Below are 12669 nucleotides of genomic sequence, written 5' to 3' on the forward strand. Positions count from 1 at the left end.
TAAAACAGTTCGGGTGGCTTGCGCCACCCGATTGTCTTTTTAGTCTGCTACTGCGATACGTTTCATATCGGTCATGTAGCCACGCAGTTTCTGGCCCACTTTCTCGATTTCGTGGCTGCGAATCGCTTCGTTAACGTCACGAAGCTGCGCGTTATCAACCGCACCTTCCGCAATCGCTTTACCCAGATCGCCTGCTTGCAGGGTAGTCATGAACTCTTTCAGCAGCGGTACGCAGGCGTAAGAGAACAGATAGTTACCGTACTCGGCGGTATCGGAGATCACCACGTTCATCTCATACAGACGCTTACGGGCGATGGTGTTTGCGATCAGCGGCAGCTCGTGCAGCGATTCGTAGTACGCAGATTCTTCAATGATGCCGGAATCCACCATGGTTTCGAACGCCAGCTCAACGCCCGCTTTCACCATCGCGATCATCAGTACGCCTTTATCGAAGTACTCCTGCTCGCTGATTTTACCCTCAAACTGTGGTGCCGTTTCGAACGCGGTTTTACCGGTCTCTTCGCGCCAGGTCAGCAGTTTCTTATCGTCATTCGCCCAGTCCGCCATCATGCCGGAAGAGAACTCGCCGGAGATGATGTCGTCCATGTGTTTCTGGAACAGCGGTGCCATGATGGTTTTCAGCTGTTCAGAGAGTGCGAACGCGCGCAGTTTTGCCGGATTGGACAGACGGTCCATCATCAGCGTAATGCCGCCCTGCTTCAGCGCTTCGGTGATGGTTTCCCAGCCGAACTGAATCAGTTTTTCCGCATATGCCGGGTCGGTGCCCTCTTCCACCAGCTTGTCGAAGCACAGCAGGGAGCCAGCCTGGAGCATGCCGCACAGAATGGTCTGCTCGCCCATCAGGTCAGATTTCACTTCCGCAACGAAGGAAGATTCCAGTACGCCCGCACGATGGCCGCCGGTGGCCGCTGCCCAGGCTTTGGCAATCGCCATGCCTTCGCCTTTCGGATCGTTTTCCGGGTGAACGGCGATCAGCGTCGGTACGCCGAAACCACGTTTGTACTCTTCGCGCACTTCGGTGCCCGGGCACTTCGGTGCCACCATCACTACGGTGATGTCTTTACGGATCTGCTCGCCCACTTCAACGATGTTGAAGCCGTGGGAGTAACCCAGCGCCGCGCCGTCTTTCATCAGCGGCTGTACGGAACGCACAACGTCAGAGTGCTGCTTGTCTGGCGTCAGGTTAACCACCAGGTCCGCCTGCGGGATCAGCTCTTCGTAGGTACCTACTTTGAAGCCGTTTTCGGTCGCTTTACGCCAGGAAGCGCGCTTCTCGGCAATCGCTTCTTTACGCAGGGCGTAGGAGATATCCAGCCCGGAGTCACGCATGTTCAGGCCCTGGTTCAGACCCTGTGCGCCACAGCCAACAATGACCACTTTTTTACCCTGAAGGTAGCTCGCGCCATCAGCAAATTCATCGCGCGCCATGAAGCGGCATTTGCCCAGCTGCGCCAGCTGCTGGCGCAAGTTCAGTGTATTAAAGTAGTTAGCCATGGGTGATACCTCGTGATGTTGTGTGTCTTATTGTTCGGTTCGCGTTTCAGCGAGAATGTACCCACATTACAACAGGAAATTTATTGCGGAAATTGATATATTCACAACGTCACATTGCAATTTATGCAATGTAAAAAGAGGGAGTGGAATCGGTGGATTTACGCGATCTGAAAATGTTCCTGCATCTGGCGGAAAGCCGTCACTTTGGCCGCAGCGCCCGGGCGATGCACGTCAGCCCTTCCACGCTGTCGCGCCAGATCCAGCGCCTTGAGGAAGACCTCGGCCAGCCGCTGTTCGTGCGCGATAACCGCACCGTCACCCTCACGGAAGCCGGTGAAGAGCTGCGCATCTTTGCCCAGCAAACCTTGTTGCAGTACCAGCAGCTGCGGCACACCATCGACCAGCAGGGGCCGTCGCTTTCCGGCGAGCTGCATATTTTCTGCTCCGTGACCGCCGCCTACAGCCATCTTCCCCCCATTCTCGACCGCTTCCGCGCGGAACATCCGTCGGTTGAAATTAAGCTCACCACCGGCGATGCCGCCGACGCGATGGAAAAAGTGGTCACGGGCGAAGCGGATCTCGCGATTGCCGGGAAGCCGGAAACCCTGCCGGGCGCGGTAGCGTTCTCAATGCTGGAGAATCTGGCGGTAGTACTGATTGCCCCGGCGCTGCCCTGCCCGGTGCGCAACCAGGTCTCGGTGGAGAAACCGGACTGGTCGACGGTGCCGTTTATCATGGCCGATCAGGGGCCGGTGCGCCGCCGCATTGAGCTGTGGTTCCGCCGCCAGAAAATCAGCAACCCGTCGATTTACGCCACGGTCGGCGGCCATGAGGCGATGGTGTCGATGGTAGCGCTCGGCTGCGGCGTGGCGCTGCTGCCAGAAGTGGTGCTGGAAAACAGCCCGGAGCCAGTGCGTAATCGCGTGATGATTTTAGAACGCAGCGACGAAAAAACGCCGTTCGAGCTTGGCGTGTGCGCACAAAAAAAGCGGCTGCATGAGCCGCTTATTGATGCGTTCTGGAAGATATTGCCGAACCACTAAAGCCGGGTGGCGCTGCGCTTACCCGGCCTACACGCAGCTCAACCCTTAGCCCGCGAGGAAGAAGCGGAACGCCGGGTTGTGGGTTTCGTCATGGCACTCATAGCCCAGCTCGTTCAGGCGCGTTTCGAAATCCGGCTCGTGCTCGCCCAGCTCGAACGCCGCCAGAACGCGGCCGTAGTCGGTGCCGTGGCTGCGGTAGTGGAACAGAGAAATGTTCCAGTGGGTGCCCAGCGTGTGCAGGAACTTGAGCAACGCGCCCGGCGATTCCGGGAACTCGAAGCTGAACAGGCGTTCCTTGAGCGGCTTGGATGGACGGCCGCCGACCATGTAACGCACGTGCAGCTTCGCCATTTCGTCGTCGGAGAGATCGACCACGCTGTAGCCGCCGTCATGCAGCAGGCTGAGGATCTCTTTGCGCTCCTCCACGCCACGGCTCAGACGCACGCCGACAAATATGCACGCATCTTTGGCATCGGCAAAGCGGTAGTTGAACTCCGTTACCGAACGGCCGCCCAGCAGCTGGCAAAACTTCAGGAAGCTGCCCTTCTCTTCCGGAATGGTCACCGCCAGCAGGGCTTCACGCTGCTCGCCCAGCTCACAGCGTTCGGACACGTAGCGCAGGCCGTGGAAGTTCACATTGGCGCCGGAAAGCACGTGCGCCAGACGCTCGCCGCGAATGTTGTGCTGGGCGATGTATTTCTTCATCCCCGCCAGCGCCAGCGCGCCGGACGGCTCCGCCACCGCACGCACATCCTCGAAGAGATCTTTCATCGCCGCGCAGATAGCGTCGCTGTCGACGGTGACGATATCGTCGAGATACTCCTGGCACAGACGGAACGTTTCATCGCCAATGCGCTTCACCGCCACGCCCTCGGCGAACAGCCCGACGCGCGGCAGATCCACCGGATGTCCGGCGTCCAGCGCCGCCTTCAGGCAAGCGGAGTCTTCCGCTTCAACCGCAATCACTTTGATCTGCGGCATTAGCTGTTTGATCAGCACCGCCACACCAGCGGCTAAGCCACCGCCGCCCACCGGGACGAAAACGCGGTCGAGATGGGCATCCTGCTGCAACAGTTCCAGCGCCAGCGTACCCTGCCCGGCAATCACCATCGGGTGATCGAACGGCGGGACCCAGGTGAAGCCCTGCTGCTGCGCCAGCTCAATCGCTTTGGCTTTCGCTTCGTCAAAATTCGCGCCGTGGAGCAGCACTTCGCCGCCGAACCCGCGCACCGCGTCGACTTTGATATCCGCCGTGGCAACCGGCATCACGATCAGCGCTTTCAGCCCTAAACGGGCCGCGGAGAACGCTACGCCCTGCGCGTGGTTGCCCGCCGACGCGGTAATGACGCCGCGCGCTTTCTGCTCATCCGTCAGCCCGGCCATCATCGCGTAGGCGCCGCGCAGCTTGAAGCTGTGCACCGGCTGCCTGTCTTCGCGCTTCACCAGAATGACGTTGTCGAGGCGCGAGGAGAGTTTGTCCATTTTTTGCAGGGGCGTGACCTGCACGGCTTCATAGACCGGCGCGCGCAGCACCGCTCTCAGGTATTCCGCCCCCTCGGGGGCGGCGGATAAGGGTTGTGACTCGGCCATCATTAGCCCCCAAGTTTAGATTTATCGCGCACCGCGCCTTTATCTGCACTGGTGGCAAGGCTTGCGTAGGCACGCAGGGCGAAGGAGACTTCACGCTGGCGGTCTTTCGGCGTCCAGGCTTTGTCGCCGCGGGCTTCCTGCGCTTCACGACGGGCCGCAATCTCCTGGTCACTCAGCTTCAGCTGAATGCCGCGGTTCGGAATGTCGATTTCGATCAGGTCGCCATCTTCGATGATCGCGATATTGCCGCCGCTTGCCGCTTCCGGGGAGACGTGGCCAATGGAGAGGCCTGACGTGCCGCCAGAGAAACGACCGTCGGTGATCAGCGCGCAGGCTTTGCCGAGGCCCATCGATTTCAGGAAGGTAGTCGGGTAGAGCATCTCCTGCATGCCCGGACCGCCTTTCGGCCCTTCGTAGCGAATGACCACCACGTCGCCTTCCACCACTTTGCCACCGAGGATAGCGTCTACCGCCTCGTCCTGACTTTCATACACTTTTGCCGGACCGGTGAATTTGAGAATGCTGTCGTCCACGCCTGCGGTTTTCACGATGCAGCCGTTTTCCGCAAAGTTACCGTACAGCACGGCCAGACCGCCGTCTTTGCTGTAGGCATGTTCCAGCGAGCGGATGCAGCCTTCGGCGCGATCGTCATCCAGCGTGTCCCAGCGGCAATCCTGCGAGAACGCCTGCGTGGTGCGAATACCTGCCGGACCGGCGCGGAACATCTTTTTCACCGCGTCGTCTTTGGTCAGCATCACGTCGTACTGGTCCAGCGACTCCGGCAGCGTCAGGCCGAGCACATTTTTCACGTTGCGGTTCAGCAGCCCTGCGCGATCCAGCTCGCCGAGAATACCGATGACACCACCAGCACGATGCACGTCTTCCATATGGTACTTCTGGGTACTCGGCGCGACTTTACACAGCTGCGGCACTTTGCGGGAGAGCTTGTCGATGTCGCTCATGGTGAAGTCGATTTCGGCTTCCTGCGCGGCGGCCAGCAGGTGCAGAACGGTGTTGGTGGAACCGCCCATGGCGATATCCAGCGTCATGGCGTTTTCGAACGCCGCTTTACTGGCGATGTTGCGCGGCAGCGCGCTGGCATCGTCCTGCTCGTAGTAGCGTTTGGTCAGCTCAACGATGCGCTTGCCCGCGTTAAGGAACAGCTGCTTACGGTCGGCGTGGGTCGCCAGCAGCGAGCCGTTACCCGGCTGAGAAAGGCCCAGCGCTTCGGTCAGGCAGTTCATGGAGTTGGCGGTGAACATCCCGGAACAGGAGCCGCAGGTCGGACACGCGGAGCGTTCCACCTGGTCGCTCTGCTCGTCAGAGACTTTCGGGTCCGCGCCCTGGATCATCGCATCGACCAGGTCGAGCTTGATGATTTTGTCGGAAAGCTTGGTTTTACCCGCTTCCATCGGGCCGCCGGAAACGAAGATCACCGGAATGTTCAGGCGCAGGGAGGCCATCAGCATCCCCGGGGTGATTTTGTCGCAGTTGGAGATACAGACCATCGCATCGGCGCAGTGGGCGTTAACCATGTACTCCACCGAGTCGGCGATCAGCTCGCGCGACGGCAGTGAATAGAGCATCCCCCCGTGGCCCATTGCGATACCGTCATCCACCGCAATGGTGTTGAACTCTTTCGCCACGCCGCCGGAGGCTTCGATTTGCTCGGCAACCAGCTTACCGAGATCGCGCAGGTGCACGTGGCCCGGCACAAACTGGGTGAAGGAGTTCACCACGGCGATAATTGGCTTGCCGAAATCGGCGTCGGTCATTCCGGTGGCGCGCCACAGTGCGCGGGCACCCGCCATATTACGGCCGTGGGTGGTGGTGGCTGAACGATACTTAGGCATGCTTTATTTACTCCCGTCTGACTATTAAATGGGACGGTGCGTGCCGTCCCAAATTTATATTTAGTGATTAACCTGATCCAACCAGCCGTATTTGTCTTCTGTTTCGCCGGTGAACAGGCCGAAGAAGGCTTGCTGAATGCGTTTGGTGACCGGACCACAGCGGCCTTCGCCCACCTGAATGCCGTCGACGCTACGCACCGGTGTAATTTCAGCCGCGGTACCGGACATGAACACTTCGTCAGCCAGGTACAGGGATTCGCGGGACAGCACCTGCTCGCGTACTTCGATACCCAGATCTTTTGCCAGCTTGATGATGGCGTCGCGGGTGATGCCCGGCAGCGCGGACGAGGTAAACGGCGGGGTGAACAGAATGCCGTCTTTCACTTCAAACAGGTTTTCGCCCGCACCTTCGGAGATGTAGCCATTTACATCGAGCGCGATACCTTCCTGGTAACCGTGACGGCGCGCTTCGCTGCCAACCAGCAGTGAGGAGAGGTAGTTACCGCCCGCTTTAGCCGCGGTCGGGATAGTGTTTGGTGCCACGCGGTTCCAGGAAGAAACCATTGCGTCGATCCCCTGATCCAGTGCTTCCGCGCCCAGGTAGGCGCCCCACGGGAACGCAGCAATGATCACATCGGTGTTATAGCCAGCGGGCGGATTGACACCCATGCCGACATCACCCACGAAGACCAGCGGACGAATATAGGCACTGGTCAGTTTGTTCTGGCGGATCACCTCGCGGCAGGCTTCCATCAGCTCATCAACGCTTTGGGAGACCGGGAAACGATAAATTTTGGCTGAGTCATGCAGACGCTGCATGTGTTCGCGATGGCGGAACACCACTGGTCCTTTGTGAGAATCGTAGCAACGGATGCCTTCAAACACGGAGGTGCCGTAGTGCAGCGCGTGGGACATCACGTGGACCTTCGCGTCTTCCCAGCGAACCATCTCACCATTGAACCAAATGTAATCAGCTTTTTTTGTCGTCATTTTTTCGTCCTGTCACGCTTAAGCGCGGATTTGTTGTGATGTGGTTGTGGTCTGGCAGATGGCAACATGGGCAACGTCTACCAGTTTTGATAACTGACTAAACAGTAAGTCGACCGGCCGCGGGCTGGCAACGGTTAATTCGATACTGATATTTTGTGCATCCGTGGCCGTTTCCATATTCATAGAGCAAACCTGAAAACCACGGTGACGGACCACACGCAATACGCGTTCTAACGTTTCCGGGTTGAAGCGAGCCTGCACGGCGACCTGATGTTGCATCATGATAATTTCTCCAGCATTTGTGAGTTACTGGCACCGGGCGGTACCAACGGCCAGACGTTCTCAAGCTCGTCGATTGAGACATGAAGCAGGTATGGCCCTTCGCTTGACAGCATGGTGTCGAGTGCCGCTTCAACCTGGTCTTTACGGGTGATGTGCTGGCCAGGAATGCCGAAGGCGCTGGCCAGGGTGAGGAAATCGGGGTTGTCGGTCAGGGTCGTTTCGCTGTAACGCTCCTGGAAGAACAGCTGCTGCCACTGGCGAACCATTCCCAAACGCTGGTTATCGAGCAAAACGATTTTCAGCGGTAACTGCTTACGCTTCACGGTGCCGAGCTCCTGGACGTTCATCATGAAGGAGCCGTCACCGGAGATACAGATAACGGTATCGTTCGGGCGGGCAACCTGTGCGCCCACGGCAGCGGGCAGGCCGAAGCCCATCGTGCCTAAGCCGCTCGAGGTGATGAAGTTCTCCGGGCGGGTGTAGGTCATGTGCTGGGCTGACCACATCTGATGCTGGCCGACATCCGTCGTCACCACGCTGTCTGCGGGTTTGCGGTCGGACAACTGTTTCAACAACAGTGGCGCATAGATGGCCTCGCCGGGGTGATCGTAACGCCAGGCGTGTTCAGCGCGCATATCTGCGGTGTGCTGTCGCCATGGGTTGATATCCAGCGGCTGCTCCAGCGCCGGTAAAAGCGCGTTGAGATCGCCCTGCAACGCGACATGCGCCTGACGCAGTTTGTTCATCTCCGCCGGGTCGATGTCCATATGGATCACTTTGGCATTCGGCGCAAAGGTGTTCAGCTTGCCGGTGACGCGGTCGTCAAAACGGGCGCCGACGGCGATGAGCAGGTCACACTCCTGCACTGCCAGGTTTGCCGCTTTGGTGCCGTGCATCCCTAACATGCCCAAATAGTATGGATAGTCCGCGTCGACCGCGCCCAATCCTTTCAGCGTGCAGGTGGCGGGCATTTGCGTTACTGCGATAAATTCGCGCAGGGCAGGAACAGCCTGCGCCATGCCCACGCCGCCGCCTACATACAGCATCGGCTGTTTCGCCTGCGCCAGCATCTGGCGAGCCTCTTCAACCTCCGTATGGGGAAACACGTTGTCGCTTTCAACGGTGGAGAAGTGCGGTTCCAGATCGCCGAGTGCAACCTGAATATCTTTCGGGATATCTACCAGAACCGGGCCAGGACGGCCAGAGCTGGCAACCTCGAACGCTTCGGCCATCACGCGCGGCAGCTCTTCGAGAGACTGAACGAGGAAGCTGTGTTTGGTGCAGGCAAGCGATAAACCAAGCACATCCACTTCCTGGAAAGCATCGGTGCCGATGAACGGAGAGGCCACCTGGCCGGTGATCGCCACCACGGGTACAGAATCGAGCAGCGCGTCAGCCAGGCCGGTGATCAGGTTCGTTGCGCCCGGACCGGAGGTGGCCATACAGACGCCTGTTTTACCGGTCGCACGGGCATAACCGATGGCGGCCATCGCTGCGCCCTGCTCGTGTCGGCACAAGAGGTGTTCCACGCCGCCGTCATACAGTGCATCGTAAATCGGCATAATTGCGCCACCCGGATAACCGAATACGGTTTCGACTCCCTGCGCGCGCAACGCATGTACTACCCATTGTGCCCCATTCATAGTTAGTTCCCCGTCATAAATCTGGAGAAACAGAATTTTGTGCTAGTCGTCATTCTCTGCTCCTCATTTAAGTTTTTTAGTCATAAAAAAACCCCCGGACCTTTCGGTGCGGGGGTCTTAGTTCGTTAAGGCTTGATTTCTAAGCCTTTCCTCGTCCAAGTGCAGCCCCGCACGGTGGGATAATAATCACCACCACGCTAATCACGACCAGGCTAATCACTCGTAGAAGGGCTGTCATTTTCAGTTCTTTTTGCATCTTGTTCGAAGGAATACCTAAAGAGTTACCACAGATATTTCATCTGACACAAGATTTTTTTATGACTCATTTCTGTAGCAGGCGAACTATTTCTTTCAAAATCGTTGTTTTATATAGGGAAAAAATAGAAATGAAGATTATTCATTTTTTTGTCCTGTTTCATCAGGCAAGGCGCGCATGATTTCTTTTCTGCGAGGCCGATTCCACCGACATGTAATGATTACATTTAGGCGCTAAAAGGCTGGAACGAGCGCCGTAATTCAGTGAATTAGCGCTAAACAGGAAAAAATGATGCTGGCATAGTCACCGCCAAGGAGGGCTTATGTCACTGTCAGTTGTTTATACACGCGCGGCCATCGGCGTGAAGGCACCGCTTATTTCTGTAGAGGTTCATTTAAGTAATGGACTGCCCGGACTGACGCTGGTCGGCTTACCCGAAACGACCGTTAAGGAGGCCAGGGATCGCGTGCGCAGCGCAATTATTAATAGCGGTTATGCTTTTCCGGCGAAGAAGATCACCATCAACCTTGCGCCCGCCGATTTGCCAAAGGAGGGAGGGCGATATGATTTACCTATTGCTATAGCGCTTCTCGCGGCTTCTGAACAGCTCAATACGTCAGGGTTAAGCTCGTGCGAGTTCGTGGGTGAATTAGCGCTTACAGGCGCGTTAAGAGGCGTTCCCGGAGCAATCTCGGGTGCGCTTGAAGCCATACGCGCGGGAAGGCAAATCATTGTGGCCAATGAAAATGCCTCTGAAGTCAGCCTTATCGCCGAAAAGGGGTGTCTTGTCGCGGGACATTTGCAGGAGGTTTGCGCCTGGCTGGAAGGCCGACACGAGCTTGCCGAGCCGCAGGAGAATGAGGAGGTAGTGGCAGATTCACCCGATGACCTCAGCGATATTATGGGTCAGGAACAGGGTAAGCGGGCGTTAGAAATAACGGCCGCGGGTGGGCATAACCTGCTACTGATAGGTCCGCCAGGCACGGGGAAAACGATGCTGGCGAGCAGGTTGAGCGGCCTGCTGCCCCCCCTCAATAATCACGACGCGCTGGAAAGCGCCGCGATATTTAGCCTGGTCAGTTCAATATCGCTGCATAAACAGTGGCGCCGCCGTCCTTTCCGCTCGCCACACCACAGTGCGTCTCTTACCGCGATGGTGGGCGGGGGCTCAATTCCCGGACCGGGTGAAATCTCACTGGCACACAACGGCATTCTGTTCCTGGATGAATTGCCAGAGTTTGAACGCCGCGTGCTGGATGCGTTGCGGGAGCCGATTGAATCCGGCGAAATCCATCTGTCTCGTACACGCGCCAAAATAAGCTACCCTGCGCAGTTTCAGCTGGTCGCCGCGATGAACCCTAGCCCAACGGGCCATTATCAGGGCAACCATAACCGCTGTACGCCGGAGCAGACGCTGCGCTATCTGAGTAAGCTGTCCGGCCCCTTCCTCGACCGTTTTGATTTATCTCTCGAGATCCCCCTGCCACCGCCCGGTCTGCTGAGGCAAACCGGTATCAAAGGCGAAAGCTCAGCAGCGGTGCGAGAACGGGTTATTGCGGCTCAGGCGCGGCAGTATGCTCGTCAGAACAGGCTGAATGCCCGGCTGGATAACAGCGGGATCCGACAGTTTTGCTCTCTCAACGCCGAAGATGCAGGCTGGCTGGAAGAGACACTGACGCGGTTTGGGCTATCCATTCGCGCGTGGCAGCGTTTGTTGAAAGTTGCGCGCACGGTCGCTGACGTGGAGGGCTGCCCCGGAATAGAGAGGCGACATTTGCAGGAGGCATTAAGCTACCGTGCGATCGATCGGCTGCTGTTGCATCTGCAAAAAATGCTGGCATAAAAAAAGGGGCCGTAGCCCCTTCTCTTCTTAATCGTCAGACTCGGTGTAGTCTTCTGCACCTTCCATCTGCGGCTTGCCGCCAGACAGCGTATGGAAACGCTTAGGACGCTTAATGCGAGCCATATACTTGATCCATACACGTTCTGCATCAGACTGCGGCTCACGCTCACCACGACAAACAGAGACAAACTGTTTTTCATCTTCGGTTGCCGGTTCGCGCTTACCCAGATCCAGCTCGTTAAAGGCATAACCATGGCGCTCAAGAAGTTGAGCTTCTTTGATAGTGAAATCGCCGTGACGAGAGAACCCGCGCGGATAATGTTTATTATCGAAAAAACGATTAGTCGTCGTAAAGCTTTCCGCCATCCTACACGCTCCTAATTCTTTGGCCGAGCTATTTATGGCGCGGAGTATTAGTTACGCTTGACAGAGTGTAAAACAAAACATTTAAATCATAACGACAAATAATTTTGTGGAGAAAGATGTGGATACGGAATTGCTAAAAACTTTCCTCGAAGTGAGCAGAACGCGACACTTTGGGCGAGCAGCTGAAGCCCTCTACCTGACGCAGTCAGCAGTCAGTTTTCGTATTCGACAGCTGGAAAATCAACTGGGTGTGAACCTTTTTACCCGCCATCGCAACAATATTCGTCTAACCCCGGCCGGTGAAAAGCTATTGCCTTATGCAGAAACCCTGATGAATACCTGGCAGGCAGCGCGAAAGGAGGTTGCGCACACCTCCCGGCATAATGAATTCTCGATCGGTGCCAGCGCTTCACTATGGGAATGCATGCTCAGCCAGTGGCTTATGCGGCTATATCGCACACACAACCATCTGCAATTTGAGGCGAGGATTGCGCAACGCCAGTCGCTGGTTAAGCAACTCCACGAGCGGCAGCTTGATCTGCTGATCACAACAGAAGCCCCCAAGATGGATGAATTTAGCAGCCAGATTGTTGGACAGTTTAGCCTGGCGCTCTATGCATCCGAGCCTGCAATGATGAAGGCCGACCTGAATTATTTACGCCTGGAATGGGGGCCTGATTTTCAGCAGCACGAGACGGGGTTAATTGCCAGCGATGATATCCCGCAACTCACGACAAGCTCTGCGGAGATCGCATGCCAGCATCTTCCCACACTGAAAGGCTGTACATGGTTACCTGTTCGCTGGGCGGATAATAAACCTGCACTCCATGTTGTCACCGATTCAACAACGCTCTCCAGGCCGCTGTATGCTATTTGGTTGCAAAACAGCGATAAGCAGTCGCAGATAAAAGATCTGTTAAAAACCAGCATACTGGATTAACGCAAAAGCCTGCGGAAACGCAGGCTGCTTATTCTTCAGGAAGGTGTTGAGCCGTTTTGCAGGCAAAAAAAAATCCTTTGCCGAAGCAAAGGATTCTATATGGCAGGGGCGGAGAGACTCGAACTCGCGACACCCGGTTTTGGAGACCGGTGCTCTACCAACTGAGCTACGCCCCTAAATTTTTTTGCCATTAAGCCTGCCCTTTGGGCAGGCTTAATGTCTTAATAAGTGGCGGAACGGACGGGACTCGAACCCGCGACCCCCTGCGTGACAGGCAGGTATTCTAACCGACTGAACTACCGCTCCACCGAATACTTCTGTAACCACCGGATTAATGCACCGGCTTAC

Annotated in this window: 12 protein-coding genes and 2 tRNA genes; 3 read left to right on the top strand and 11 right to left on the bottom strand. The window is 56.8% G+C overall.

Features of this window, described 5'->3' with window-relative positions; genetic code table 11:
• Window positions 1-39: 39 nt before the first annotated feature.
• A complete protein-coding gene (gene ilvC, locus HP459_RS15715; protein ID WP_022649773.1) occupies window positions 40-1515 on the bottom strand; it encodes a ketol-acid reductoisomerase in 1476 nt (491 codons plus the stop codon).
• A 152-nt stretch (window positions 1516-1667) separates the two neighbouring features.
• Between ilvC and ilvY the strand changes: the two genes are divergently transcribed.
• Entirely contained in the window at window positions 1668-2558 is an 891-nt protein-coding gene (gene ilvY, locus HP459_RS15720) for an HTH-type transcriptional activator IlvY (protein ID WP_017382574.1), read from the top strand.
• A 45-nt stretch (window positions 2559-2603) separates the two neighbouring features.
• On the opposite strand, the gene ilvA is transcribed toward ilvY, so the two are convergent.
• The 7 genes from ilvA to ilvL all read right to left on the bottom strand — a co-directional run bounded on the left by ilvA (window position 2604) and on the right by ilvL (window position 9154).
• The gene (gene ilvA, locus HP459_RS15725) at window positions 2604-4148 is read right to left on the bottom strand and encodes a threonine ammonia-lyase, biosynthetic (RefSeq protein ID WP_100148853.1); all 1545 of its coding nucleotides are present in this window, start codon (window positions 4146-4148) and stop codon (window positions 2604-2606) included.
• 2 nt (window positions 4149-4150) lie between these two features.
• Window positions 4151-6001: a dihydroxy-acid dehydratase gene (gene ilvD / locus HP459_RS15730; RefSeq protein WP_022649775.1), complete on the bottom strand. Its 1851-nt coding sequence runs from the start codon at window positions 5999-6001 to the stop codon at window positions 4151-4153.
• A gap of 60 nt (window positions 6002-6061) precedes the next feature.
• A complete protein-coding gene (gene ilvE / locus HP459_RS15735) occupies window positions 6062-6991 on the bottom strand; it encodes a branched-chain-amino-acid transaminase (protein ID WP_003860182.1) in 930 nt (309 codons plus the stop codon).
• Window positions 6992-7009: 18 nt separating this feature from the next.
• Window positions 7010-7273, bottom strand: a complete 264-nt coding sequence (ilvM, locus tag HP459_RS15740) for an acetolactate synthase 2 small subunit (protein ID WP_046620405.1) — start codon at window positions 7271-7273, stop codon at window positions 7010-7012.
• Window positions 7270-8916, bottom strand: coding sequence for an acetolactate synthase 2 catalytic subunit (ilvG, locus tag HP459_RS15745; RefSeq protein WP_045308986.1), 1647 nt, complete (start codon window positions 8914-8916; stop codon window positions 7270-7272). Before ilvG ends, ilvM begins: the two co-directional genes overlap by 4 nt.
• Window positions 8917-8918: 2 nt before the next feature.
• Window positions 8919-8969 (bottom strand): peptide IlvX, encoded by a 51-nt coding sequence (gene ilvX / locus HP459_RS23390; protein WP_166792073.1) that lies wholly within the window; start codon window positions 8967-8969, stop codon window positions 8919-8921.
• A gap of 86 nt (window positions 8970-9055) precedes the next feature.
• The gene (ilvL, locus tag HP459_RS15750; protein ID WP_001311244.1) at window positions 9056-9154 is read right to left on the bottom strand and encodes an ilv operon leader peptide; all 99 of its coding nucleotides are present in this window, start codon (window positions 9152-9154) and stop codon (window positions 9056-9058) included.
• Window positions 9155-9494: 340 nt separating this feature from the next.
• Here ilvL and HP459_RS15755 point away from each other — a divergent pair, with 340 nt between their 5' ends.
• Entirely contained in the window at window positions 9495-11015 is a 1521-nt protein-coding gene (locus tag HP459_RS15755) for a YifB family Mg chelatase-like AAA ATPase (protein WP_126504102.1), read from the top strand.
• Between the two features lie 27 nt (window positions 11016-11042).
• On the opposite strand, the gene HP459_RS15760 is transcribed toward HP459_RS15755, so the two are convergent.
• The gene (locus tag HP459_RS15760; RefSeq protein ID WP_006808641.1) at window positions 11043-11381 is read right to left on the bottom strand and encodes a DUF413 domain-containing protein; all 339 of its coding nucleotides are present in this window, start codon (window positions 11379-11381) and stop codon (window positions 11043-11045) included.
• A 118-nt stretch (window positions 11382-11499) separates the two neighbouring features.
• On the opposite strand from HP459_RS15760, the gene hdfR reads away from it, so the two are divergent.
• Window positions 11500-12321 carry an HTH-type transcriptional regulator HdfR gene (hdfR, locus tag HP459_RS15765; protein ID WP_022649779.1) on the top strand — a complete coding sequence of 274 codons (822 nt, stop codon included), beginning with the start codon at window positions 11500-11502 and terminating at the stop codon, window positions 12319-12321.
• Window positions 12322-12421: 100 nt separating this feature from the next.
• On the opposite strand, the gene HP459_RS15770 is transcribed toward hdfR, so the two are convergent.
• Both HP459_RS15770 and HP459_RS15775 read right to left on the bottom strand, forming a co-directional pair.
• A tRNA-Trp gene (locus HP459_RS15770) sits at window positions 12422-12497 on the bottom strand.
• 53 nt (window positions 12498-12550) lie between these two features.
• Window positions 12551-12627, bottom strand: a tRNA-Asp gene (locus tag HP459_RS15775).
• Window positions 12628-12669 lie beyond the last annotated feature (42 nt).

The organism is Enterobacter sp. CM29 (assembly GCF_013179605.1).
Taxonomy (GTDB): Bacteria; Pseudomonadota; Gammaproteobacteria; order Enterobacterales; family Enterobacteriaceae; genus Enterobacter; species Enterobacter intestinihominis.

What these genes read in the sequence shown, in the direction of transcription:
- ilvL (WP_001311244.1), bottom strand. Translation starts at nt 9,154, where the DNA reads ATGACAGCCCTTCTACGAGTGATTAGCCTGGTCGTGATTAGCGTGGTG.
- HP459_RS15755 (WP_126504102.1), top strand. Translation starts at nt 9,495, where the DNA reads ATGTCACTGTCAGTTGTTTATACACGCGCGGCCATCGGCGTGAAGGCA.
- ilvE (WP_003860182.1), bottom strand. Translation starts at nt 6,991, where the DNA reads ATGACGACAAAAAAAGCTGATTACATTTGGTTCAATGGTGAGATGGTT.
- ilvD (WP_022649775.1), bottom strand. Translation starts at nt 6,001, where the DNA reads ATGCCTAAGTATCGTTCAGCCACCACCACCCACGGCCGTAATATGGCG.
- HP459_RS15760 (WP_006808641.1), bottom strand. Translation starts at nt 11,381, where the DNA reads ATGGCGGAAAGCTTTACGACGACTAATCGTTTTTTCGATAATAAACAT.
- ilvA (WP_100148853.1), bottom strand. Translation starts at nt 4,148, where the DNA reads ATGGCCGAGTCACAACCCTTATCCGCCGCCCCCGAGGGGGCGGAATAC.
- ilvM (WP_046620405.1), bottom strand. Translation starts at nt 7,273, where the DNA reads ATGATGCAACATCAGGTCGCCGTGCAGGCTCGCTTCAACCCGGAAACG.
- ilvG (WP_045308986.1), bottom strand. Translation starts at nt 8,916, where the DNA reads ATGAATGGGGCACAATGGGTAGTACATGCGTTGCGCGCGCAGGGAGTC.
- ilvC (WP_022649773.1), bottom strand. Translation starts at nt 1,515, where the DNA reads ATGGCTAACTACTTTAATACACTGAACTTGCGCCAGCAGCTGGCGCAG.